Genomic DNA, 25,039 nt, shown 5'->3' with positions numbered 1-25,039 from the left:
AAATTGAAGCGAAATTGAAAGTGTGGTTAAATAGGTGGTGAATGAAGGGATAACGGTTGATGAATTGGAAGGGAGATAACACATTGCTGAAAAAATTATTCGGAATGGGAAAATCAGAGGAAAAAATTACGGAAGAGGTCATCTATTCTCCGGCAGACGGGACGGTAATGGATCTGACAGATGTGCCGGATCCTGTTTTTTCACAAAAAATGATGGGCGAAGGAATTGCAGTTGAACCCTCTAATGGTGAAATTGTTTCACCTGCTGAAGGTGAAGTGATTCAGCTGTTTCATACAAAACACGCCGTGGGCATCCGGACACGTTCGGGAATCGAGCTGTTAATTCACGTCGGATTAGAAACCGTAAATATGAATGGAGAAGGATTTACCGCTCATATTAAAGAAGGTGACAAAGTAAAGGTCGGCGACCCGCTCATCACGTGTGATTTGGAGTTAATAAAAGAAAAAGCGAGCAGCACAGTCATCCCAATCGTCATTATGAATGGGGAAGCTGTGGAAACAATAGAGCCTGCAGGCGAAAAGGCTGCACACAAAGGCGAAACAAAGCTGCTCACAATAAGAGCGAAATAAGCAGGGCGGATGCCTTGCTTTTTTGTTGTCCGATTGTATAAAATTTGCACCTAGCCATGCAAACAAATATTCGGTAAACTGTACTTGATAAAGAGGTGTAAAGAATGAAAAAGAAATCACTGACTGAACTCATTTCTGAATTGAAAGGAAATGAAAACGTTGTGAACTGGCATGAAATTGAGCCTCGTGAAGCAAGGACAAGACCGATGCCTGAACGTATAGATGAGAGACTCAAAACAGCCCTTTCCAAAAGGGGAATTGATGCCTTATATACCCACCAATATGCCGCTTTTCAATATGTGCAAAAAGGGGAAAGCATTGTAACTGTAACGCCTACGGCATCCGGAAAAACATTATGCTACAACCTGCCTGTCCTGCAATCTATCGCTGAGGACGATACAAACCGGGCGTTATATTTATTTCCTACTAAAGCGCTGGCCCAGGATCAAAAAAGTGAACTCAATGAAATCATTGATGAGATGGGCATTGATATTAAAAGTTTTACATATGACGGAGATACATCTCCGGCGATCAGACAAAAAGTCAGAAAAGCAGGGCACATTGTGATTACAAACCCTGATATGCTCCACTCGGCCATTCTTCCGCATCATACAAAATGGGTGAGTCTGTTTGAAAACCTTAAATATATTGTGATAGACGAGCTGCACACGTATCGCGGTGTATTCGGAAGCCATGTGGCAAATGTAATCCGCCGGCTGAAACGGATCTGCCGGTTTTATGGAAGTGACCCGATCTTTATTTGTACCTCGGCAACGATCGCGAATCCAAAGGAATTGGGAGAGCAGCTGACCGGAAACTCAATGAGGCTGGTCGATGACAACGGTGCGCCAAGCGGACGGAAGCACTTTGTATTTTATAATCCTCCAATTGTTAATCAGCCGCTTAACATCAGAAAAAGCGCAACAGTAGAAGTAAACGAGCTGGCGAAAGAGTTCCTGAAGAACAAAGTGCAGACCATTGTTTTTGCCAGAAGCAGAGTCCGGGTGGAAATTATTTTAAGCCATATTCAAGAGCTTGTGAAAAAAGAGATCGGGACAAAGTCAATCAGAGGCTATCGGGGAGGCTATCTTCCGAAAGAGCGGAGAGAAATCGAAAGAGGACTGCGAGATGGCCAAATTCTTGGGGTTGTCAGCACAAATGCGCTGGAGCTCGGGGTTGATATCGGTCAGCTGCAGGTCTGTATCATGACCGGTTATCCCGGAAGTGTGGCAAGTGCATGGCAGCAGGCGGGACGAGCCGGCAGAAGGCACGGTGAGTCTTTGATTATCATGGTCGCCAATTCAACACCGATTGACCAATATATTGTGCGCCATCCTGAATACTTCTTTAACCGTTCGCCGGAATCGGCAAGAATCAACCCAGAGAATCTAATTATTTTAGTTGATCACTTAAAATGCGCTTCTTATGAACTTCCTTTTAAAGCCGATGAAGAGTTTGGGCCGCTGGACGTCAGTGATATTCTCGAGTACCTTCAGGAAGAAGGTGTCCTGCACCGCAATGGGGAACGTTATCATTGGGCAAACGAATCGTTTCCTGCTTCCAATATCAGTCTGCGTTCGGCTTCACAAGAAAATGTGGTCATTGTCGATCAAACGGATATTGCGAATGTGAGAATCATCGGTGAAATGGATCGGTTTAGTGCGATGACGCTTCTTCATGATGAAGCGATTTATTTGCATGAAGGCGTGCAATTCCAAGTGGAAAAGCTTGATTGGGATCATAAAAAGGCTTATGTCAGAAGAGTTGATGTGGAATATTACACGGATGCCAATCTGGCAGTCCAGCTGAAGGTGCTGGAAATTGACAAAACAAAAGAGAGGAGCCGTACATCCCTACATTACGGCGATGTTACGGTAAATGCATTGCCCACTATTTTTAAAAAGATTAAGATGACTACTTTTGAAAATATCGGATCAGGCCCTATCCATTTACCGGAAGAAGAACTCCACACGAGTGCGGCTTGGCTTGAAATCAAAACAATTGATGAAGACATTGGAGAAAAGACACTCGAACAGCTGCTTCTCGGCATATCGAATGTTTTGCAGCATATTGTCCCTGTGTATATTATGTGTGACCGAAATGATGTCCATGTCGTTTCACAAATCAAAGCTGCCCATACCGGTTTGCCAACGGTATTTTTGTATGACCATTATCCGGGCGGAATCGGCTTGGCAGAGGAAGTCTTTACACGGTTTGCTGACATTAATGAAGCGGCTAAGCGGCTGATAAAACAATGTCCTTGTCATGATGGCTGTCCGTCTTGTATAGGTACTGAAATAGAAGGAATAAAAGCCAAGGAACGAATTTTGCAGCTGTTGGACCAAATGTCATAAGGAAAGGAGGTTAGGCATGTCGTTAAAAGGAAAACTCCAGCGTATGAAAAAGCATATGGTGCTGGAGGAAGCAGAACACAAGATAGAAGAGAATGGGAACTCAGACATTCGCTCTGATATACCGTTTCTTAAAGAGTGGGAGGCTTATGGCGTGAAGCCTTTCTTCTTTGAGGATGAATACTGTCTGATCAGGGAAGTAGAATATCCGCTCTCCCATCGGCACGGACATTACTGTTTTTCCGAGCTTGATGAAGTCATCGCGTTATGGAATAAAAGCAGCCTGTCGCATACACTATCTGCAAAAGGATATGAAAACAACAGCCTCTTTTTCTTTGATACAGAAACAACAGGTCTTGGCGGTGGAGCCGGCAATACGATTTTTTTGCTCGGCCATGCAAGGGTATATAAAGATCGAGTGATAATCAAACAGCATCTTCTGCCCAAACCGGGGAATGAAGTCGCCTTGTATCAGAGCTTTTTAAGCGAGGTTGATATTACATCACTTGTTACCTACAACGGAAAAGCTTTTGATTGGCCGCAGGTAAAAACAAGGCATACACTGATTCGTGACAGAGTTCCGAAGCTCCCGGAATTCGGGCATTTTGACCTCTTGCATGGAGCAAGGCGTTTGTGGAAGCACAAAATGGAACGCGTGTCGCTTGGCTCAGTTGAAAAAGAAGAGCTCGGCGTACGCAGAAAAGAAGACACCCCGGGCTATTTGGCACCGATGCTGTACTTTCATTTTATTAAGGCACAGGAACCGGATCTTTTAAAGGGTGTGCTGCACCATAATGAGATGGATGTGCTGTCGTTAATTTCACTGTACATTCATATGTCAAAGAAAATTCTTTCCGCTTCTGATATGCCAAAAGAGGATGATGAAGCTTACGCAATGGCGAAATGGTTTATGGCCCATAAGGAAACAGGCCAAGCAGTCAATCAGCTTGAAAGACTTAAAGAAAAGTCATTTGAAAATAAAGACAGAGCCCTTTTAGATTTATCAATGCTGTACAAAAAACAAAACCGCCTAGAAGATGCAGTCCCGCTTTGGGAGAAACTATCTCATTCTCAGCACCAAAAATGCAGGTACACTTCAGCGATAGAGCTTGCGAAATATTTTGAGCATAAGAAAAAGGAATTCGGGAAAGCTTTACATACAGCTGAACAATTACTTGCCGATGAGGCATCCTTATCAGAAAAAGAAACGGAAAATCTGCACGTGAGAATTGCCCGTCTGAAGAGGAAATATTCCTTTTAAATATTCCCCGGGAAAGCGCAAAAGACGACTTCTTTCGCCATGAAATTTTTTTGCTGGATTCACATCGATTTTGTTGTAGAATACCGGCGAATCCTGTAAAATGACGTTAGTTATTTTTAAAGGGAGAGTTGGTATGTATAAGGGTGTTTTTTATTTGTTCTTCGTCGTTGTGTTTTTGATTGCTTTCGTATTTTCAAACTTTAAAGACAGCTTAATTGCACACTTTTAAAATAGGTCTTTGCATCAGAACATGTACCCTCTATTTTTCATAGCTTAGTATTGTAATAAAGTTTATGGAAAGGGGATTTAAATCATGCATCACTGCAGACCGCACATGATGGCGCCGATTGTCCATCCTACTCATTGCTGTGAACACCATACGTTTTCAAAAACAATCGTGCCGCACATTCACCCACAGCACACAACAAACGTAAATCACCAGCATTTCCAGCACGTTCACTACTTTCCACACACTTTCTCAAATGTTGATCCGGCTACGCATCAGCATTTTCAAGCAGGAAGACCTTGTTGCGATTACTAGTATGGAAACGTGCAGCTTGATGGTGTAAACCAACGCAGCACATAAAATGGGGCCCAATGGGAGCCCCATTTTTTAAAGCAGGTGAAAAGATGAAAGTATTAGCAATAACAGGATATAAACCGTTTGAACTCGGGATATTTAAACAGGATGACAAGGCGCTGTATTACATAAAAAAAGCCATTAAGAACCGGCTGATTGCTTTTTTGGATGAAGGATTAGAATGGATTTTAATTTCAGGGCAGCTTGGAACGGAACTCTGGTCGGCCGAAGTTGCATATGATTTGCAAGAAGAATACCCTGACTTAAAGGTTGCTGTCATCACACCATTTTACGAGCAGGAAAAGAACTGGAAAGAGCCGAATAAGGAACTGTATGAAGCTGTTCTGGCCCAGGCGGACTACGAGGAAAGCCTGACTCATCGTCCGTATGAAAGCCCGCTTCAGTTTAAACAAAAAAATCAGTTCTTCATTGATAAGTCTGACGCGCTTATGCTTTTATATGACTCTGAAATGGCAGGTTCCCCAAAGTATATGCTTGAGACAGCTGAAAAAAGACGCGAACAGGATGGCTATCCGATCTACTTTATCACAATGGATGATCTGAGAGTGACAGTAGAGGAAGACAGCTTCTCATAACAAAGAAAGAGAAATTTGACAATCGTCCAGATTTCTGAAAAAATATAAGATGATGATTCACGATACGAGGTGAAAAAGATGCTTGCTGATAAAGTAAAGCTTTCTGCGAAAGACATTTTGGAAAAAGAATTTAAAACAGGCGTTAGAGGTTACAAACAAGAAGACGTTGACAAATTTTTAGATATGATCATTAAGGATTATGAAACCTTCCATCAAGAAATTGAAGAACTGCAGCAGGAAAATTTGCAGCTGAAAAAACAGCTTGAAGAAGCCAGCAAAAAACAGCCAGTGCAATCAAACACCACGAACTTTGATATCTTAAAACGGCTGTCTAACTTAGAAAAGCATGTTTTTGGCAGCAAGCTTTATGATTGATCTGCGCTTGTAAAAAATGGCGCTTGTAAATGACAATCAGTTGTTATATAATAATTCATGTTCTTAACGTTCGGGTAATCGCTGCAGATCTTGAATCTGTAGAGGAAAGTCCATGCTCGCACGGTGCTGAGATGCCCGTAGTGTTCGTGCCTAGCGAAGTCATAAGCTAGGGCAGCCTTGATAGGCTGACGGCAGGAAAAAAGCCTACGTCCTTTGGATATGGCTGAGTATCCTTGAAAGTGCCACAGTGACGAAGTCTCACTAGAAATGGTGAGAGTGGAACGCGGTAAACCCCTCGAGCGAGAAACCCAAATTTTGGTAGGGGAACCTTCTTGACGGAATTCAACGGAGAGAAGGACAGAATGCTTTCTGTAGATAGATGATTGCCGCCTGAGTACGAGGTGATGAGCCGATTGCAGTACGATGGAACAAAACATGGCTTACAGAACGTTAGACCATTAAATTAAATGATGAAATCAAGCTCTCCCGTATAAGGAGAGCTTTTATCTTGATGAGAGAAAAGTTTTAAAAGACAGGGTGATACGATGAAGAAGTATACACTAATTGCAACAGCGCCGATGGGCATTGAAGCTGTAGTTGCAAAAGAAGTTCGTGACTTAGGATATGAATGCAAGGTTGATAACGGAAAAGTTATCTTCGAAGGGGATGCGCTTGCGATTTGCCGTGCGAATCTTTGGCTGAGAACGGCGGACCGTGTAAAAGTTCAAGTTGCTACATTTAAAGCAAAAACATTTGATGAGCTGTTTGAAAAAACGAAAGCGGTTAACTGGCGTTCATTTATACCGGAGAACGGGAAATTCCCTGTCATCGGTAAATCCGTTAAATCAACACTTGCAAGCGTTCCCGACTGTCAGCGGATCGTCAAAAAAGCGATTGTTGAAAAGCTGAAGCTGCAGTCCGGCAAAGCCAATGACTGGATCGAAGAAACAGGCGCCGAATATAAGGTGGAAATTTCTTTATTGAAAGATCAGGCGGTTATTACACTTGATACGTCAGGGACAGGCCTCCACAAACGGGGATACCGCGTGGATCAGGGAGGCGCGCCCATTAAAGAAACGCTTGCTGCCGCTTTGGTGCAATTAACAAATTGGACTCCGGACCGTCCATTTGTCGATCCTTTTTGCGGTTCCGGAACGATCGCGATTGAAGCCGCATTAATCGGCCAAAATATCGCCCCGGGATTTAACCGCGATTTTGTCTCAGAGGATTGGGAGTGGATCGGTAAAGATCTGTGGGACAAAGCACGTCTTGAAGTCGAAGAAAAGGCAAACTATGATCAGCCGCTTACGATTTTCGCCAGTGACGTAGATCACCGCATGGTGCAAATCGCAAAAGAAAATGCAGAGGAAGCGGGACTGAGCGAATTAATCGAATTTAAACAAATGCAGGTAAAGGACTTCACTACAAAACATGAGTTTGGCGTGATTGTCGGAAACCCGCCGTACGGAGAACGTCTCGGCGAGAAAAAAGCCGTTGAGCAGATGTACAAAGAAATGGGACAGGCGTTCGAACCGCTTGATACGTGGTCTGTGTATATGCTGACTTCAAATGAAAATTTTGAGGAAGCATATGGAAGAAAAGCAACGAAGAAACGAAAGCTCTTTAATGGATTTATTAAGACGGATTACTATCAGTACTGGTCTAAAGTAAGACCTCAGCGTAATAAAACGGAACACGCATAAAAAGAAGACGCTCTGGATGCGTCTTCTTTCATCTTTCAGCCATATTCTATCGTTACCAACGGTGCGCTTTCGCGTTACTTCTTAATATAATGTTGGTTTGGGACATTTCGGTGTGACCGTTTACTTGAGACTTAGAACGTTTAGGCCGCGTCCAATTGTGATGAAACAGTTCAGAATGCTGATCTAATCGGTCTTTATAACTCATGTCAACATCACTCCCTGATAGAATATTGTTGATAAGACGGATAGTCCATGACGGAGTATCGGATGTAGTTTGTGCACATTTCAGTGATAACATGCGGAAAGCATGTATATAAAAAGAAAAGTTCGCATACAATGATGATTATTTCAATTAGAGGTGATCTCATGCTGAACAGCGAACATTTTAATCTCATTCAAAGGGCGCTTGACGCAACCGCAAACGAGCTGAAGGAGCTCAGAGCTGATGATGCGTCTCCGTCTGTGATTTCACATGCGCAAAATAATTTAGAAAAAGCGGTGGAACATATTCATTCAACAGACCATCCTTTTTTATCCTCGCATGTGATCAACCGAAAGTAAGTCACAAAAAGCTTGGCACTGCCAAGTTTTTTTATTGTATTCAGCGGCGGGAAATGATAATATTGATGGTCTGAATGCCGAATAGTTGGGGGTTGGAACTGGGTGACAACATCACGTTTGCCTTTTTCTTTAACGAAAACAAAGAATTTTTATGAAGAATTGAACAATTGGATTGGTGACGTGTTTTACGATATTCTTCCCGAAAAAGGGTTTGATCTTCGAGATGAGCAAGTGTTCATGGCTTTTCAGCTGGAACGGGCGTTTAAAGAGAAAAAAGTCATGTTTGCCGAAGCCGGAGTAGGAACGGGGAAAACACTTGTTTACCTTCTTTTTGCGATCAGCTATGCAAGATATGTCGGAAAACCCGCCATTATCGCTTGTGCTGATGAAACGTTAATCGAACAGCTTGTGAAAAAAGAGGGAGACATTTCGAAACTGGCTGAACATTTGGATCTTAAGATTGACACAAGGCTATCGAAATCACATGAGCAGTATCTATGCTTGAAAAAGCTTGAAAAAACAATGCAGCGATCTGATGATGAAAAGTGGCTTGATCTTTATGAAGCTTTACCGTCATTTGTCCATGAGTCACAGGCCATGCAGCGGTTTTATCCATACGGTGACCGAAAGCAGTACGCTAACCTTTCGAATGAAGAATGGTCGCAAGTAAGCTACGACTCGTTTCAAGATTGCCTGACCTGTGATATGAGACATAGATGCGGCTTGACGCTATCAAGAGATTATTATCGCAAGTCAACAGACTTGATCATTTGTTCTCATGATTTCTATATGGAACATGTATGGACGGAAGAATCGCGCAAACGGGAGGGACAGCTGCCGCTGCTGCCTGATCATAGTGCGGTTGTATTTGATGAAGGGCATCTGTTAGAGTTTGCTGCGCAAAAAGCATTAACCTACAGAGTCAAGCAATCAACTCTTGAATTATTTTTAGAACGTTTGCTTCAAAATGACATTAGAGAAGAATTTGCTGAATTGATAGAAGACGCACTTGCTGCAAACGACGAATTTTTCTATGTTCTTTCTGAAGAATCAAGAGAAGTTGCCGGGTCGCACCGTTTGGAAATAAAGAATGATCAGCGTGTCAAAAAGGCGGCGGACGAGCTGTGCCGGTTGCTTGATAAAATTGGTGAAGCACTCGTATTTGAGTCAGAAATGTACACCATTGATCAATACGAGCTGTCAGTCGTAGAGGAATACGTTGAGCAAATGGCGTATTCATTATCTTTATATCAAAAGGATGCGATCAGCTGGCTGGAGCAAAAGGAAGCGGAATCCACTTTTGTCGTGATGCCGAGAACAGTAGCAGAAGTGCTTGGCGAGAAAGTGTTTTCAAAGAAAATTCCGTATATCTTTTCTTCTGCAACGCTGTCAGAAGGCGGTTCGTTTGACTATATTGCGGACAGTCTGGGGATTCACGATTACTTATCGTTAACGGTTGATTCTCCTTATGATTATGACGAACAAATGACCGTTACCCTTTATGGGAAAACAGAAATGAGCGCAGAACAAAAAACAGCTCAAACAATAGAGACAATTAAGCACTATAAAGGCAGAACGCTGGTGCTCTTCCCGTCTTTTGAGGAATTAAACGAGTTTAAGGAGCTCGCAGCTGCTTGGGAGCTGCCGTATCCGATTTACTTTGAAGGCGACGAAGAAATCAGCAGCTTAGTAGAAAAATTCCAAGGGGAAGAGGAAACGGTTTTATGTTCAGTTCACCTATGGGAAGGGCTTGATATTCCTGGTGACGCATTGAAGAATGTCACGATCTGGTCATTGCCGTTTCCGCCTCATGACCCTGTATTTACGGCAAAACGCAACAGTGCGAGAAAAGACCCGTTTGAAGAGGTTGACCTTCCGTATATGCTGTTGCGAGTGCGGCAGGGGATTGGCCGTCTGATTCGCTCAAATCAAGACAGCGGCTCGATTCATATTTATGCGGGCGGAGAAAATGAACGCATCATTGATGAAGTGAAAAAGGTCTTACCTGTTGAACCGCATATGATGTAATCACGAAAAAGCTGATGATCCATGATCATCAGCTTTTTCATTTTGTCAGCGGGCAAGCCAGCCGCCGTCTACTGCTAAAATATGTCCATTGACATAATCAGAAGCGCGAGATGCCAGAAAAACAGCCGTCCCGCCGATATCATCAGCTTTGCCCCAGCGGCCGGCAGGAATCCTTTTTAAAATGTCTTCATTTCGCTTTTTATCATCCCGGATAGGCTGTGTATTGGCAGTTGATATATAGCCAGGCGCTATCGCGTTAACTTGTACGCCGGAAGCGGCCCACTCATTTGCAAACGATTTTGTTAAACCAGCAACGGCATGTTTGCTTGCTGTATAGGCTGGAACAAGAATGCCGCCTTGAAAAGAGAGGAGAGAGGCAATATTGATAACCTTCCCATGACCTCTTTTCAGCATGTGTCTGCCCGCTAGCTGGGTCAGGATAAATAAGCTGTTTAGGTTCACATTCAGCACGTTATGCCAGTTCTCTTCAGCGAAAGTGTCCGCTTTTTCCCGGTGAATAATCCCGGCGTTATTGACAAGGATGTCGATTTGCTGTGTTTCAAACAGTTCAGCCGCTGTATCCTTTATTGCATCAGGCTTACTCATATCCAATGTAAAGGTAGTGAATGTGCGGCCTTCTTGTTCCACAAGCTGCTGTGTTTCGGAGAGGCTGCTTTTATGTGATGTGCCGATAATATCAGCACCGGCGCCTGCCAGCGCTTTGGCGATTCCTTGGCCGATTCCCGTACCCGGCCCTGTCACCAGTGCCGTTTTTCCTTCTAATGAAAATGCCTCTTGCAGATAACTCATCTTATTTCAGCCCATCCATCGGCACAAGATCCATGTCCGTAAATGTGTAGTTTTCACCAGCCATCGCCCACACAAAACTGTAGTTAGATGTTCCTGCGCCAGAATGAATGGACCAGGCAGGAGAAAGGACAGCCTGCTCGTTTCCGACGACAAGGTGGCGTGTTTCATCCGGCTGACCCATGAAGTGAAAAACCTTCGAATCCTTCTCAAGATCAAGGTAGAGATAAGCCTCCATCCGGCGATCATGAACGTGTGCTGGCATGGTGTTCCAGTTATTGTTTTCGTCTAGCATCGTGATCCCCATCATCAGCTGACAGCTTTGAATGCCATCTTGATGAATGACTTTGTACAAGCTTCTTACATTTGATGCTGCTGCGTCACCGAGCCGGTCCGGTTTCAGTTCAGAAAGAGCGGCTTTTTGCGTCGGATAGCTTTGATGCGCGCCCGAGGAGACGAAGTAAAACTTTGCTGTTTCTCCGTTTAGGCTTTTAAATGCTACATCCCGATTGCCCATCCCGATATATAGAAAATCCTTTGTTTGAAGCACGTATTCATCATCGCCGACTTTAACTGCACCAGGCTGGCCGACGTTAATAATACCGATTTCACGCCGTTCCAGAAAAAAGTCCGTTTTAAGAAAGTCTCCGGCATCAAGCTTCAGTTCGCTCTGTCCGGGTGCTGCACCGCCTATCACAACGCGGTCTTCATGGGAGTAATACATGGTCAGCTTATTTTCCGTAAATAACGTATCCATTAAAAAATGACTGCGAAGCTCCTCGGTTGTAAAGCGTTTTACTTGTTCAGGGTGTACAGAGTAACGATTTTCCATTGGATTTCCCCCTTGGTTAGGATTTCAGCATCACTTGAATGAAAATATTTTGGTAACGGTTTCAAAGAAAATTTTAGGATAAATAGAGAAAAGAGTCAACGGAAATTTTGTGAATAAGCACATTATTAAAAAAATACTTTCCAATTTTAAAAAATATGGTATTCTTGTGTTGTAACGGTTTTGAAATCGGTTTCAAATTATAAGACGATACAGGAGCGCTTGAATGAAAAAGAAAACAACAGGCCATATCACCATCAAAGACGTAGCTGAATTTGCAGGAGTATCAAAATCAACTGTTTCTCGTTATATTAACGGGAAAATTGACGCGATTTCTCCTGAAAAGGTAAAAAACATAAAAAAGGCAATCACTGAATTGAATTATCGGCCGAGTAAAATGGCACAAGGTTTGAAAATAAAAAAAAGCAAATTAATCGGATTTGTTGTTGCCGACATTACAAATCCCTTTTCAGTCGCAGCATTTAGGGGAGTTGAAGAGGTTTGTGATCAATATGGCTACAGCATAATGGTGTGCAACACTGATAACAGTCCTGAAAAAGAACGGGAAATGCTGCTAAAGCTCGAAGCACACTCTGTAGAAGGGCTGATTTTGAATGCAACCGGGGAAAACAAGGATATTTTATATTCCTTTGCCGAACAGCAGGTGCCGACAGTATTAATTGACCGCAAATTGCCGGATCTGAAACTGGATACCGTAACGACTGACAACAGAAGGATAACTGAAGAGATCCTTCAGCAGATATACAGCAAAGGGTACACAGATGTCGCGCTGTTTACCGAACCGATTGCATCCATCAGCCCCCGGGCGGAAAGAGCGGCTGTTTATCAGGAGATTGCTACGGTGCGAAATGTGAATGGACTCAGGCGAATGTATGAAATTGACGTCAAAGACAAAGAGCAGCTTGAGAAGGCGCTGTGCTCTTTTATGAATGAGATGCCTGAGCAAAAAAAAGCGATTCTTGCTTTAAATGGGTTGATTATGCTGAAAATTATTAGCTGTATGGAAGAAATAGGGCTGCGCATTCCCGAAGATACGGGGATTGCCGGATTCGATGATACGGAATGGTATAAACTCATCGGCCCGGGCATTACAACAATCGCCCAGCCGTCACATGATATGGGCAAGACGGCGATGGAACGCGTATTAAAAAGGATTGAAGGTGACGAGGGAGCGCCTCAAACCATCGAATTAGAGGCAAAAGTCATCATGAGAAAGTCACTTTAATCCAAGGTGCCCTCAACTAAGGGGAGGTTGGGAAATGAAGCTTGATGCGATTACTTTCGGCGAATCGATGGCCATGTTTTACGCAAATGAGTACGGAGGCCTTCATGAAGCTTCCACATTCTCAAAAGGACTGGCCGGGGCAGAAAGCAATGTGGCTTGCGGCCTGGCCAGACTTGGCTTTCAAATGGGCTGGATGAGCAAAGTCGGCAATGATCAGCTCGGAACATTTATTCTTCAGGAGCTGAAAAAAGAGGGAGTGGATGTGTCTCGCGTGATCCGGTCTCAGGATGGCAATCCAACCGGGCTGCTGCTAAAGTCCAAAGTGAAAGAAGGCGATCCTGAGGTAACCTATTACAGGAAGAACTCGGCTGCAAGCACTTTAACAGCTGCTGAATACCCAAGAGACTATTTTCAAAGCGCAGACCATCTGCATGTTACAGGTATTCCCCCGGCTTTGTCCGCCGATATGAAAGAATTCGCCTATTATGTGATGAAAGACATGAAACAGGCTGGAAAAACCATCTCATTAGATCCTAACCTAAGACCCGCACTTTGGCCTGATCAAGCTACAATGGCACATACGATTAATGATTTGGCGGGACTTGCGGATTGGTTCTTCCCTGGAATCGCAGAGGGAGAGCTATTGACTGGTAAAAAAACGCCTGAAGGCATTGCAGATTTTTATCTGAAAAAAGGTGTCAGCTTTGTCGCTATTAAACTTGGAAAAGAAGGCGCTTACTTTAAATCAAAGGAAAGTGAAGGATATACAGAAGGCTTCCGGGTTGATCAGGTTGTTGACACAGTCGGCGCCGGAGACGGATTTGCTGTCGGCGTCATCAGCGGAATTCTTGATGGCTTGCCGTACAAGGATGCAGTGCAAAGGGGTAATGCGATCGGCGCATTGCAAGTTCAGGCACCGGGGGACATGGACGGTCTGCCGACAAGGGAAAAATTAGCCGCATTTCTATCTGCTCAAAGAACAGTTCACCACAAGAAAGGGGATTGTTATATGGAGTCCAATGTAGTAGAAAACCGTCTGAAAGAAGCCAAGCTGATTGCAGTCATTCGTTCAAAGGATAAACAGCAGGCCTGTCAGCAGATTGAGAGTTTGATAGATAAAGGGATTCGGGCAATTGAAGTCACTTATACGACACCTGGAGCTTCTGCTATTATTGAGTCCTACAGAAATCGGGAAGATGTCTTAATCGGAGCGGGCACGGTCATCACTGCGCAGCAGGCGGGAGAAGCTGCGGAAGCAGGAGCACAATTTATTGTCAGTCCGGGTTTTTCAACAGATCTTGCTGAACACCTATCGTTTATGAAGACGCATTATATCCCTGGCGTACTGACACCGAGCGAAATTATGAAAGCGTTGACATGTGGATTTACTACATTAAAGCTGTTTCCAAGCGGTGTATTCGGCATCCCTTTTATGAAAAATTTAGCGGGCCCTTTTCCGCAGGTTACTTTTATACCGACTGGCGGGATCCATCCGTCTGAGGTTCCGGAATGGCTCAAGGCAGGGGCAGGTGCCGTCGGAGTCGGAAGCCAGCTGGAAAGCTGTTCAAAAGAGGATTTACAGGCTGTTTTCCAAGTGTAGCCACATAAGGGGTATTGTTTTTCCATAACCGGAGGATGGGAGAATATATATGAAAATCAAAGCGACAATTGAACGGGTACCTGGCGGAATGATGATTATTCCGCTGTTTCTGGGAGCAGCGCTTAATACGTTTGCGCCTGGAACAGCAGAGTTTTTTGGAGGGTTTACGGGTGCGCTTATTACAGGAACCCTTCCCATACTAGGCGTTTTTATCTTTTGCGTTGGAGCGACGATTGATTTCCGTTCTTCAGGCTATATTGCGAGAAAAGGGATTACCTTATTATTGGGAAAGATCGGGTTTGCGGCATTGCTCGGTGTGATTGCGGCTCAATTTATACCCGATGAAGGCATACAATCCGGATTCTTTGCAGGTCTTTCTGTTCTAGCCATTGTTGCAGTGATGAATGAGACGAACGGCGGCCTCTATTTGGCGCTCATGAATCATATGGGCAGAAAAGAAGATGCCGGCGCATTCGCGTTTATCAGTACAGAATCTGGACCTTTTATGACCATGGTTACATTCGGTGTTACCGGACTGGCTGCTTTTCCGTGGGAAACGCTGGCGGCAACAGTCATCCCGTTTTTGCTCGGCTGCATACTTGGAAATCTTGATCATGATCTGAGAGACTTATTCAGCAAGGTAGTGCCGGCAATCATTCCGTTTTTTGCATTTTCACTTGGGAACACTTTAAATTTTGGAATGCTGATTCAGTCAGGGTTATTAGGCATTTTGGTCGGTGTCTCTGTTGTCATCTTATCCGGCGGCTCCTTGTATTTGCTTGATCGTTTCATTGCCCGGGGAGATGGTGTCGCGGGGGTGGCAGCTTCATCAACAGCGGGAGCGGCCGTCGCCGTGCCATACGCCTTAGCGGAAGCGAATTCTGCGTTTGCACCCGTTGCTGAATCGGCAACTGCAATCATTGCGACAAGCGTTATTGTCACCTCTTTGTTAACACCTTTGGCAACAGTGTGGGCGGATAAAAAAATCAATGCGAAAAAACGAAAAACACCGCCGCCGCCAAACAATCAAATGAAGATAAACTGAGTGATGAAGGCTGCCGATAACTAGACCGGCAGCCTTTTATACAAACAATTTGACTTTCAAACACCCTTCCAGTAGCCTGTAATGGAACGGCTAGAATAGGGAGGGAATGGATATGGAGATACATACATATGAAAAGGAATTTTTTGATCTTTTAAAAAGAATCTCACATTATAGTGAAGCGGTTGCATTAATGCATTGGGACTCCAGAACAGGCGCGCCGAAAAACGGCTCAGAGGACCGTGCTGAAAGCATCGGTCAGCTTTCGACAGATATATTCAATATCCAGACATCAGATCGGATGAAGGAACTTATTGATGCGCTTTATGAACGGTTTGATGATCTGGCTGAAGATACGAAAAAGGCTGTAGAGCTGGCTAAAAAAGAGTATGAAGAAAACAAAAAAATTCCTGAAGCAGAATACAGGGAATATGTTATTCTTTGTTCAAAGGCTGAAACAGCATGGGAGGAAGCGAAAGGAAAATCTGATTTCAGCTTGTTTGCCCCTTATTTGGAGGAGCTGGTCGAATACAATAAACGATTTATTGAATATTGGGGTTATGAAGAGCATCCTTATAATGCATTGCTTGATTTGTTTGAACCAGGTGTGACAGTCAAGGTGCTTGATCAGCTGTTTTCTGAGCTGAAAGAAGCGATCATTCCTCTTATCAAACAAGTGTCAGCCTCAGAGAATAAACCGGATACAAGCTTTATCAGTGAAGTGTTCCCTAAGGAAAAACAAAAAGAACTCAGCCTTTATTTCCTGCAAGAGCTCGGCTACGATTTTGACGGCGGAAGGCTTGATGAAACCGTTCATCCATTTGCGACAACAATGAACCGCGGGGATGTTCGGGTGACGACGAGATATGATGAAAAAGATTTCCGGACAGCTATTTTCGGCACAATTCATGAATGCGGTCACGCGATCTACGAGCAAAATATTGACGAAGCGCTGAGCGGGACGAATTTATCAGACGGTGCTTCAATGGGAATTCATGAATCTCAATCATTATTTTACGAGAATTTTATTGGACGCAACAAGCATTTCTGGACACCATACTATCAGAAAATACAAGAAGCGTCTCCTGAACAGTTCGGCAACATATCGCTTGATGATTTTGTTAGGGCTGTCAACGAATCAAAACCTTCATTAATCAGAGTTGAAGCGGATGAATTGACGTATCCTTTGCATATTATTATTCGTTATGAAATTGAAAAAGCGATTTTCAGCAATGAAGTATCTGTGGAAGAACTGCCTTCACTTTGGAATCAAAAATATCAGGATTATTTAGGTATTACTCCTTCTGAGGATGCAGAGGGAATCCTGCAGGATGTTCACTGGGCGGGTGGAGATTTTGGCTACTTCCCATCGTATGCACTTGGTTATATGTATGCAGCACAGCTGAAGCATAAAATGCTCGATGATCTGCCTGAATTTGATACTCTCTTGGAAAGAGGAGAGTTTCATCCGATTAAACAATGGCTGACGGAAAAAGTGCATATTCACGGAAAACGGAAAAAGCCATTAGACATTATTAAAGAAGCAACAGGTGAAGAACTGAATGTACGCTACCTGATTGATTATTTGCAAAATAAATACTCAAATCTGTATTTATCTTAATAAAAAAGCCTGGCGTTTTAAACGTCAGGCTAACTTATTAACAAAATATTCATAAAAAACGAATGATTTTTTCAAAAAAAGAATTAAAGTTCGGAAATTTTATTTTTGTCTATGCAAGACCTTAGAATCTTGATATAATTTGTAACAATATGATAGGAACACTCATATAATCGCGTGGATATGGCACGCAAGTTTCTACCGGGCACCGTAAATGTCCGACTATGAGTGAGCAATGAGACCGGACGTGTACGGTTTTTTGTTATTTCAGCATTGCTTGCTCTTTGTTTTGAGCGGGTAATGCTTTTTTTATTATCTAAACGGAGGTATGACAGGATGGAAGCACTGAAACGAAAAATAGAGGAAGAGGGCGTCGTTTTATCAGATCAGGTATTGAAAGTGGATGCTTTTTTAAATCATCAAATTGATCCGCTGCTCATGAAGAAAATCGGTGACGAGTTTGCCGCCAGATTTGAAAAAGACGGAGTAACAAAAATTGTTACAATCGAATCATCCGGAATTGCTCCGGCCGTAATGGCTGGTTTACAAATGGGTGTGCCAGTCGTATTCGCGAGAAAACATAAGTCTTTAACGCTCACTGACAATTTGCTGACATCGTCTGTTTATTCCTTTACGAAGCAAACAGAAAGCCAAATCGCAGTATCAGGAAACCATCTGTCAGATCAGGACCGCGTTTTGATTATTGATGACTTTTTGGCAAATGGACAAGCCGCACTTGGGCTGGTATCGATCGTACAGCAAGCTGGAGCTTCTGTCGCGGGACTTGGCATTGTCATTGAAAAATCGTTTCAGCCGGGAAGAGAAGAACTTGTGAAGCTTGGCTATCGGGTGGAATCTTTGGCAAGAATTGAATCTTTAGAAAAAGGAAAAGTATCCTTTGTACAGGAGGTTCGTTCATGAAAAACGGATTCGGCAAAACGCTGTCACTAGGGATCCAGCATGTACTCGCCATGTACGCCGGCGCCATTGTTGTTCCCCTGATTGTGGGGAAGGCGATGGGGCTGACGGCGGAGCAGCTGACCTACTTGGTGTCGATTGATATTTTTATGTGCGGTGTGGCTACACTTCTTCAAGTTTGGAGCAATCGGTTTTTCGGCATCGGGCTTCCAGTTGTGCTTGGCTGCACATTTACCGCTGTGTCACCAATGATTGCGATAGGCTCCGAATACGGGGTTTCCGCTGTTTATGGAAGTATTATCGCCTCAGGTATTCTTGTGATTCTCATTTCGTTTTTCTTTGGAAAGCTCGTCTCGTTTTTCCCGCCTGTTGTTACAGGTTCTGTCGTTACCATCATTGGCATTACGCTTATGCCGGTGGCCATGAATAATATAGCCGGCGGGGAAGGCAGTCCGGACTTCGGTGATCTTTCTAATCTTGCTCTCGCTTTGATCGTTTTAAGCATCATCGTGCTTCTATACCGCTTTACAACAGGATTTATCAAGTCCATCTCCATTTTGATCGGTATTTTGATCGGGACATTTATTGCGTATTTTATGGGGAAAGTTCAGTTTGATAATGTTTCAGACGCTGCCTTTGTGCAAATGATTCAGCCGTTTTATTTCGGCACACCGTCTTTTCATGCGGCCCCTATCATTACAATGTCCATCGTTGCCATCGTCAGCCTTGTGGAGTCAACGGGCGTTTACTTTGCTTTAGGCGATCTGACCAACCGCCGTCTGTCAGAAAAGGACTTATCCAGAGGATATCGTGCAGAAGGACTGGCTGTTTTGCTGGGCGGTATATTTAACGCATTTCCTTACACTGCATTTTCTCAAAACGTCGGTCTTGTCCAGCTGACAGGAATCAAGAAAAATGCAGTGATTGTGGCGACAGGCGTGCTTCTAATGGCTTTTGGCCTGTTTCCCAAAATTGCTGCTTTTACGACAATCATTCCATCTGCCGTGTTAGGCGGAGCGATGGTGGCCATGTTTGGAATGGTCATTGCTTATGGCATCAAAATGCTCAGCCGAATTGATTTTGCAAAGCAGGAAAATCTGCTGATCGTTGCCTGCTCAGTGGGGCTTGGGCTCGGTGTGACAGTTGTGCCGGACATATTTAAACAGCTTCCAAGTGCCTTAACGCTTCTTACAACAAACGGCATTGTTGCCGGCAGCTTTACAGCTGTTGTCTTGAATGTGATATATAATATGTTTTCGAAAACTGAAAAAACAGAACAGAAAGCTGATGTCAATCAGCAAAAAACAGCAGTGTAAACTCCGCTTCGGCGGAGTTTTTTTGCATATAAAAAAGAAAGTTGCGGCACAATGTATGCTAAGAGGTGATCAAATGGCGTTTGTTTTGTCGATCGGGACAAGTCTTCCTGAGAATGATGTGAATCAAGAAAAGGCGGCGGAGTTTGCAAGATATATGTTTCAGCAATCCTTTAAAGATATAGAACGGCTGTTAACCTCCTTTAAAAACGGGCAAATTGAATCGAGACAATTTGTGAGACCGATTGAATGGTATAAAGGAGGGCACAGCTTCGAAGAAAAAAATCAAATTTATATAGAGGAAACACTCAGGCATAGCGTCAGTGCTGTTCAAACGTGTCTCGCAAATGCAGTTTATCTTCAAGAACCCATTCCTTATGAAAAAGTGGATGCTATTTTTTTCGTCTCCAGCACGGGCCTTTCCACACCAAGCATTGAGGCGCGGCTGATGAATGAACTCCCGTTTTCCCCTTATACGAAGCGAATTCCGCTTTGGGGGCTCGGCTGTGCAGGAGGGGCGAGCGGGCTTGCGCGCGCTGCTGAGTACTGTAAAGCGTATCCGGAGGCTTTTGTTCTTGTCATTGCTGCTGAGCTGTGCAGTCTGACATTTCAGCCTGAAGATAAAACGAAAAGCAATTTGATCGGCACATCACTTTTTGGCGACGGCATTGCAGCGGCATTATTATGCGGGGAGAAGGCGGACCGCCGGCTGACAAAGCTCCAGCTTTTGCCGAATATATCGGATTCGCAGTCTGTATTGATGAAACAATCTGAAGATGTTATGGGCTGGGACTTTACCGATCGTGGTTTCAAAGTCATTTTTTCAAGGGATATTCCGACTTTGGTTGAAAAATGGCTGAAGACAAATGTCCAGGCTTTTTTGAATGGACATCAGCTTTCATTCAGCGATATTACGGTCTTTCTGGCTCATCCAGGCGGAAAAAAAGTCATTGATGCATACATTAAATGTCTTGAACTGTCACCTGAGCAGCTTGCATCTTCGCAAACTATCCTTAAAAAACACGGAAATATGTCATCAGCCACCATTCTGTATGTAATCGACCACCATCTGCAGAACGGAAGCAAAGACGAAGCAGAACGGGGGCTGATCGGTGCATTGGGGCCGGGATTTTCATCAGAATTGCTGCTGTTCAGCTGGGAAAAGGGGGCATAACTCATGTTTTGGATGCTAATCACTGTGCTCACTGCTCAAAGAGCAGCGGAAATGGCTGTGGCGAGACGAAACGAACAAAAGGTGAAAAAACAAGGTGCGATAGAGTTCGGAGAGGGTCATTATCCGTATATCATCACCATGCACATTCTTTTTTTTCTGTCTTTAATTGCCGAAGTACTATTGCTGCACAAACAGCCTTCAAACTGGTGGTCAGGCATAGCAGCGGCTATATTAGCAGTACAGGCGATTCGATATTGGGCGCTTTGTTCCTTGGGGGCATACTGGAATACAAAAATTCTTGTTGTTCCGGGTGTTGAACTTGTCAAAAAAGGGCCATACAAATGGCTGAAGCACCCAAACTATACAGTTGTCGTATTAGAAATCATCCTGATACCGCTCTTGTATCAAGCGTACTTTACCATGTGTCTGTTTTCACTTTTAAATGCCGTTATACTGTCTGTCAGAATACGTGCAGAGGAGCAAGCATTACGAGAATATACAGCAAAATAGAGATTGAATATCATTCTCATCCATGTTAGAATGAACTTGAAAAAGATTCTCAATCAGGATGGTGAAGCAAATGACAATGCTGTTTTTGCTTGGGGCAGTTTGTACATATAGTGTATTAATTGGTTTTGTATTGAAAGGAATCTCTAATAAATCTGTTTAAAGAATCTGGAACTTGTAAAAAAGTTGCAGATTTTCTTTTATAGAAGCTGCCGTCTTCGGCAGCTTTTTTCTATTCTCATAAAGAAATTTGGGTCATTCTTGTGTAAAATGGAAGTGGGATTTATTCAGATCTTTCAAAAAAGATTCATAATTGAAACGGCACAAAGGGGTTCAGACTTATGACAGAACGCAGCAGACAAGAACTTTTGTACAAAACTGGGGCACTTTATGAACAATTGATTGAGAACCAGGATGAAAAAAGGGCGGCTAAACTGGCTTCAGTTGTTAAGAAAGCCGCAGATGAAGAAATTTATATCGCGTTTACAGGGCATTATTCAGCGGGGAAATCGTCATTGCTGAACTGCCTGTTAATGGAGAATATTCTGCCGACAAGTCCAATTCCGACCAGCGCTAACCTTGTTGTGATCAGAAACGGAGAAAAGCGTGTTCGTCTTCATACAACAGACGGAGCGTGTGCGGAGCTGGAGGGTGCCTATCATAAAGACAAGGTGCAGCAATATTGCAAGGATGGGGAGCAGATTGAAACTGTAGAAATTTTTGACCGGTATACTGAAATCGAACCAGGAGTTGCGTATATTGATACCCCCGGGATTGACTCAACAGATGAGGCTCATTTTTTATCGGCGGCATCTATTCTTCACCAGGCAGATGCGCTGTTTTACGTCGTACACTATAACCATGTCCACTCTGAGGAAAATGTACTGTTTCTTAGGTCAATCAAAGACAGCATTCCGAATGTCTATTTTATCGTTAATCAAATTGACAGACATGATGAGACTGAGACACGCTTTGAAGATTACAAAGCGCAAGTGGAGGAGATGCTTTGTCAAGAAGGAATTCCGAAGGATGCACTCTTTTTTACGTCGGTGACGGAACCGAATCACCCATTCAATCAAATCGGTATCCTGGGAAAAGAGTTAAAAAGAATTGAACAGCATTCAAAAAGAAATTTGCATTCCATTACTGAACAAAAAGTACAGAATTTACTGAGAGAGCACACACAGATGCTCATGAAAGAAGATACGGACAGTCCAAGTTCTGGAGAACAGCTTGAAAAGCAAGCTCGGCTGGTGGATTCCCTGCAGCTTCAATCAACCGAAGCAGCAAATAAACCGATTGAGGCAGAAAGCACGATGCAGGAGGAAGTCAATCGAATTTTAAGAAACGCTAATTTGACGCCTTTTGAAATGCGTGAACTGGCAGCAGCTTACTTAGAATCACGTGAGCCCTCTTTTAAGACCGGTTTTTTCTTTTCTAAAGCAAAGACTGCACAGGAAAGAGAAAAAAGGAGAAATGAGTTTTTCTCTGATGTGAAAAAAAGAACGGAAGCTGAAGCGGATTGGCATATTATAGATATTTTGCATAAACTCGCCAAGAGATTTGGTATTCAATCAGCTGAAAGTGAAAAGCTGATCCAGGCCTATCGCACGCCGCTTCATATTGATATCATTGAACGCGCAGTCAAGCAAGGTGCAGCATTTTCTTCTGAATATGTCCTGCAATATACAAAAGATTTGGCAGAGCTGATCCGTAAAGAGGCAAAAGCTGAAGCGTCAGACATCATCAAAACACTTACCGCCACGGTAAAAGAGAGTACTTCTATAGAACGGGAATCGATCAATGGCCGGCTCGCGCAGGAATCAGAAAAGCTGGCTTATCTTCAGGAACAGGCCAGTCATGAACAACATGCCCGTGAGAAAGCCGGCCGGATGTGGGCGATCTGGGAAGAGGAGTCTGCAAGCCCAATAAACATAGATCCGGACTGGTTTAGAACGAAGAAAAAAAAGGTCGAGGCTCCAGAACAGAAACAAAGCCAAGCACAGCATATAAAGCAGCAGACGCTAAAAACAGAAGTGAAAAGCGGGAAAGAGCTGCCGCTTCATGATCAGATAAAACGCTTTTACACACTGTCTGATCTATTGGGTGGATATCGTATGCTGTCCAAACAAACCTCAGCTTTTCGTGAAAGGATTAAAAGGCTGGAAGACCGAAAATTTACACTTGCTCTATTTGGCGGATTCAGTTCAGGAAAATCCTCATTTGCCAATGCGCTGGTTGGTGAAAGAGTGCTGCCGTCATCACCGACACCGACAACAGCAACGATTAACAAAATAACGAAACCGGCAAACGGCAAATCTCACAAAACAGCGGATGTCATGTTTAAGACGGAGGGTGACATAACAGCTGAAATCATGCAGCTCACAGGAATGCAAGAGGAACCACAAGGTCGGTCATTTGTGGAAAAATGGAAAAAGGCAATCAAAAAAGAGCGTCTGCAAGAAGAACAAATCAATATGATCAGTCATTTCCTGCTTGCATATGAAAAATATCAGCAATATATTCAGGCCCAAAAGATATTAACGATTCCGCTCTCCGAATTAAAACCGTATGTAGCTGAGGAGACAACGGCTTGTGCTGTAAAGGAAGTGACCGTTTATTATAAAAGCCCGCTGACTGAAAAAGGGATTACGATCGTTGATACACCTGGAGCCAGCAGTCTGAATAAACGGCATACAGAACTTGCGTTTCAATATATCAAGGATGCCGATGCGTTTTTTTACATGACTTATTATCAGCATTCTTTCTCGAAAGGAGACCGCTCATTTTTACGGAAGCTGGGACTCGTGAAAGAATCGCTTAGCATGGATAAAATGTTTTTTGTCATTAATGCCGCTGATCTTGCGAAAGATAAAGCAGAGCTCGAAACGGTCACGGATTATGTCAGATCAGAGCTTTTAAAAGAAGGAATTCATGATCCGCAGCTCTTTTACGTGTCAAGTAAAGAAGAGCTTTTAGGAAAACCGGAAACGTATCATAATCAGTTCTCAAAAGCAAGAGCACATTTAGACCAGTTTATTGAGGTCGATGTAAAGAAAGCGGCTGCGGCCCAGCTTAGCTCAGAAGCAGACAAACTATGTGAGACGGTCTTACAGCTTCATCAATCTCAGCATCAGTCCAAAGAAGAAAAGGAAGCGCAAAAAAAGCGCCTTCTGTTATCGTTTGAGCGGGCAGTTGCTGATATCAAGGAACGCCGCAATTCAGAAACCATTATTGAGAAAGTAAAAAAGGATACAAGGGAGCAGCTTTATCACATTACACAGCGTTTGTCCTTTTTTGCGAATGATTTGTTAAAATCTGCATTTCATCCGGGTCTTCAAAATGGAGATTGGAAAAAGAATATCAGTGCGGCGATGAAAAGCGCATTACATGATTATCAATTTGAATATATTCAGGAGATCAAAACGCTCGACATTCGAATGAGCGGTTTCATCGAACGGCATATCACTGAAGAGTGGCTGGAAAGCTGTCAAAAAACATTGGAAGAAGACGGATATTTCTCCATTTATGCGGATGATCAGCTCTCTAACAGCATACAGCTCAAAGAAGTTGAACCTGAAATCGATGAACGTGCCTTTGAACAGGAGCAAAAACAAATCAAATCTCCGAAGCAGTTTTTTGAACAGAAAGGAAAAGCAGGCTTCATTGAAGCAGTGCGGACGAAGCTTATGAAAATAACGGAGGCCTGGATTAAAAATGAAGAAGAAAGCCTTATATCTCATTATGTTGAATATGTCAGACACCAGCAGTATGGAATGGCGGAAAAAGCATTGGCGCAAATAGAGGGCCAAAGAGATACGTATGCAGAAGGATACGCAGAAGGGGAACATGTGAAAGAGATAGAAGATGCATATCAAGCATGTATTTCTTGGCAGAGAACAGGCGATACAATCAAAATGTAAAAATTCAGTTGGCTTGC

General features: G+C 43.4%; 23 protein-coding genes, 1 other RNA gene, 1 pseudogene and 1 riboswitch. Of the genes and pseudogenes, 22 read left to right on the top strand and 3 right to left on the bottom strand.

Going from position 1 to position 25,039, the window contains the following annotated elements; genetic code table 11:
* Nucleotides 1-83: 83 nt before the first annotated feature.
* From NYE43_RS11085 to NYE43_RS11045, 9 genes are all read left to right on the top strand, one after another.
* A complete protein-coding gene (locus NYE43_RS11085) occupies nt 84-590 on the top strand; it encodes a PTS sugar transporter subunit IIA (RefSeq protein ID WP_044155315.1) in 507 nt (168 codons plus the stop codon).
* Between the two features lie 104 nt (nt 591-694).
* On the top strand, nt 695-2,944 hold the full coding sequence (gene mrfA, locus NYE43_RS11080) for an ATP-dependent helicase MrfA (RefSeq protein WP_185848887.1): 2,250 nt from the start codon (nt 695-697) through the stop codon (nt 2,942-2,944).
* A gap of 16 nt (nt 2,945-2,960) precedes the next feature.
* Entirely contained in the window at nt 2,961-4,202 is a 1,242-nt protein-coding gene (locus NYE43_RS11075; protein ID WP_341061880.1) for a ribonuclease H-like domain-containing protein, read from the top strand.
* A gap of 100 nt (nt 4,203-4,302) precedes the next feature.
* Nucleotides 4,303-4,431, top strand: a complete 129-nt coding sequence (locus NYE43_RS11070; RefSeq protein WP_003230707.1) for a hypothetical protein — start codon at nt 4,303-4,305, stop codon at nt 4,429-4,431.
* 84 nt (nt 4,432-4,515) lie between these two features.
* Nucleotides 4,516-4,743: a spore coat protein CotD gene (gene cotD / locus NYE43_RS11065; protein ID WP_081638329.1), complete on the top strand. Its 228-nt coding sequence runs from the start codon at nt 4,516-4,518 to the stop codon at nt 4,741-4,743.
* 89 nt (nt 4,744-4,832) lie between these two features.
* Nucleotides 4,833-5,378, top strand: coding sequence for a DUF1273 domain-containing protein (locus NYE43_RS11060; protein WP_024121823.1), 546 nt, complete (start codon nt 4,833-4,835; stop codon nt 5,376-5,378).
* Between the two features lie 78 nt (nt 5,379-5,456).
* Entirely contained in the window at nt 5,457-5,753 is a 297-nt protein-coding gene (gene gpsB, locus NYE43_RS11055; RefSeq protein ID WP_010334692.1) for a cell division regulator GpsB, read from the top strand.
* A gap of 66 nt (nt 5,754-5,819) precedes the next feature.
* An RNA gene (gene rnpB / locus NYE43_RS11050) (RNase P RNA component class B) lies at nt 5,820-6,201 on the top strand.
* A gap of 97 nt (nt 6,202-6,298) precedes the next feature.
* Nucleotides 6,299-7,456: a THUMP domain-containing class I SAM-dependent RNA methyltransferase gene (locus tag NYE43_RS11045; protein ID WP_095713153.1), complete on the top strand. Its 1,158-nt coding sequence runs from the start codon at nt 6,299-6,301 to the stop codon at nt 7,454-7,456.
* A gap of 52 nt (nt 7,457-7,508) precedes the next feature.
* Here the strand turns inward: NYE43_RS11045 and NYE43_RS11040 are convergent, their stop codons facing one another.
* Nucleotides 7,509-7,661, bottom strand: coding sequence for a YpzG family protein (locus NYE43_RS11040; protein ID WP_003153548.1), 153 nt, complete (start codon nt 7,659-7,661; stop codon nt 7,509-7,511).
* 161 nt (nt 7,662-7,822) lie between these two features.
* Here NYE43_RS11040 and NYE43_RS11035 point away from each other — a divergent pair, with 161 nt between their 5' ends.
* Complete coding sequence (locus NYE43_RS11035) at nt 7,823-8,017, top strand: hypothetical protein (RefSeq protein ID WP_024121821.1); 195 nt, start codon at nt 7,823-7,825, stop codon at nt 8,015-8,017.
* A gap of 102 nt (nt 8,018-8,119) precedes the next feature.
* The gene (locus NYE43_RS11030) at nt 8,120-10,045 is read left to right on the top strand and encodes an ATP-dependent DNA helicase (protein WP_069487325.1); all 1,926 of its coding nucleotides are present in this window, start codon (nt 8,120-8,122) and stop codon (nt 10,043-10,045) included.
* A 45-nt stretch (nt 10,046-10,090) separates the two neighbouring features.
* Here the strand turns inward: NYE43_RS11030 and kduD are convergent, their stop codons facing one another.
* Both kduD and kduI read right to left on the bottom strand, forming a co-directional pair.
* Nucleotides 10,091-10,855: a 2-dehydro-3-deoxy-D-gluconate 5-dehydrogenase KduD gene (gene kduD / locus NYE43_RS11025; RefSeq protein ID WP_024121819.1), complete on the bottom strand. Its 765-nt coding sequence runs from the start codon at nt 10,853-10,855 to the stop codon at nt 10,091-10,093.
* Nucleotide 10,856: 1 nt separating this feature from the next.
* Complete coding sequence (kduI, locus tag NYE43_RS11020) at nt 10,857-11,684, bottom strand: 5-dehydro-4-deoxy-D-glucuronate isomerase (RefSeq protein ID WP_103671779.1); 828 nt, start codon at nt 11,682-11,684, stop codon at nt 10,857-10,859.
* A 223-nt stretch (nt 11,685-11,907) separates the two neighbouring features.
* On the opposite strand from kduI, the gene NYE43_RS11015 reads away from it, so the two are divergent.
* From NYE43_RS11015 to NYE43_RS10965, 11 genes and pseudogenes are all read left to right on the top strand, one after another.
* Nucleotides 11,908-12,927: a LacI family DNA-binding transcriptional regulator gene (locus tag NYE43_RS11015; protein WP_213417692.1), complete on the top strand. Its 1,020-nt coding sequence runs from the start codon at nt 11,908-11,910 to the stop codon at nt 12,925-12,927.
* Nucleotides 12,928-12,961: 34 nt separating this feature from the next.
* Nucleotides 12,962-13,930, top strand: a pseudogene (kdgK, locus tag NYE43_RS11010) (2-dehydro-3-deoxygluconokinase); the annotation flags it as partial.
* Between the two features lie 6 nt (nt 13,931-13,936).
* Nucleotides 13,937-14,527, top strand: coding sequence for a bifunctional 4-hydroxy-2-oxoglutarate aldolase/2-dehydro-3-deoxy-phosphogluconate aldolase (eda, locus tag NYE43_RS11005; protein ID WP_024121815.1), 591 nt, complete (start codon nt 13,937-13,939; stop codon nt 14,525-14,527).
* Between the two features lie 49 nt (nt 14,528-14,576).
* Complete coding sequence (gene kdgT / locus NYE43_RS11000) at nt 14,577-15,572, top strand: 2-keto-3-deoxygluconate transporter (RefSeq protein ID WP_341061871.1); 996 nt, start codon at nt 14,577-14,579, stop codon at nt 15,570-15,572.
* Nucleotides 15,573-15,684: 112 nt separating this feature from the next.
* Entirely contained in the window at nt 15,685-17,190 is a 1,506-nt protein-coding gene (locus NYE43_RS10995; protein ID WP_101860390.1) for a carboxypeptidase M32, read from the top strand.
* A 142-nt stretch (nt 17,191-17,332) separates the two neighbouring features.
* Nucleotides 17,333-17,432, top strand: a riboswitch (purine riboswitch).
* 91 nt (nt 17,433-17,523) lie between these two features.
* Entirely contained in the window at nt 17,524-18,108 is a 585-nt protein-coding gene (gene xpt / locus NYE43_RS10990; protein WP_059336603.1) for a xanthine phosphoribosyltransferase, read from the top strand.
* Entirely contained in the window at nt 18,105-19,421 is a 1,317-nt protein-coding gene (pbuX, locus tag NYE43_RS10985) for a xanthine permease PbuX (RefSeq protein WP_341061868.1), read from the top strand. The genes xpt and pbuX overlap by 4 nt, the downstream gene beginning before the upstream one ends.
* A gap of 73 nt (nt 19,422-19,494) precedes the next feature.
* The gene (locus tag NYE43_RS10980) at nt 19,495-20,592 is read left to right on the top strand and encodes a type III polyketide synthase (protein ID WP_341061866.1); all 1,098 of its coding nucleotides are present in this window, start codon (nt 19,495-19,497) and stop codon (nt 20,590-20,592) included.
* A 3-nt stretch (nt 20,593-20,595) separates the two neighbouring features.
* Nucleotides 20,596-21,102 (top strand): isoprenylcysteine carboxyl methyltransferase family protein, encoded by a 507-nt coding sequence (locus tag NYE43_RS10975; RefSeq protein WP_101864414.1) that lies wholly within the window; start codon nt 20,596-20,598, stop codon nt 21,100-21,102.
* 70 nt (nt 21,103-21,172) lie between these two features.
* On the top strand, nt 21,173-21,262 hold the full coding sequence (fbpC, locus tag NYE43_RS10970) for a Fur-regulated basic protein FbpC (RefSeq protein WP_100069434.1): 90 nt from the start codon (nt 21,173-21,175) through the stop codon (nt 21,260-21,262).
* A 178-nt stretch (nt 21,263-21,440) separates the two neighbouring features.
* Complete coding sequence (locus tag NYE43_RS10965; RefSeq protein ID WP_341061863.1) at nt 21,441-25,022, top strand: dynamin family protein; 3,582 nt, start codon at nt 21,441-21,443, stop codon at nt 25,020-25,022.
* The last annotated feature ends 17 nt before the right edge of the window (nt 25,023-25,039 follow it).

It is taken from the genome of Bacillus sp. FSL R5-0434 (genome assembly GCF_038004745.1).
In the GTDB taxonomy this organism is placed as follows: domain Bacteria; phylum Bacillota; class Bacilli; order Bacillales; family Bacillaceae; genus Bacillus; species Bacillus halotolerans.
This window is presented reverse-complemented; position numbering and strand designations above follow the sequence as displayed.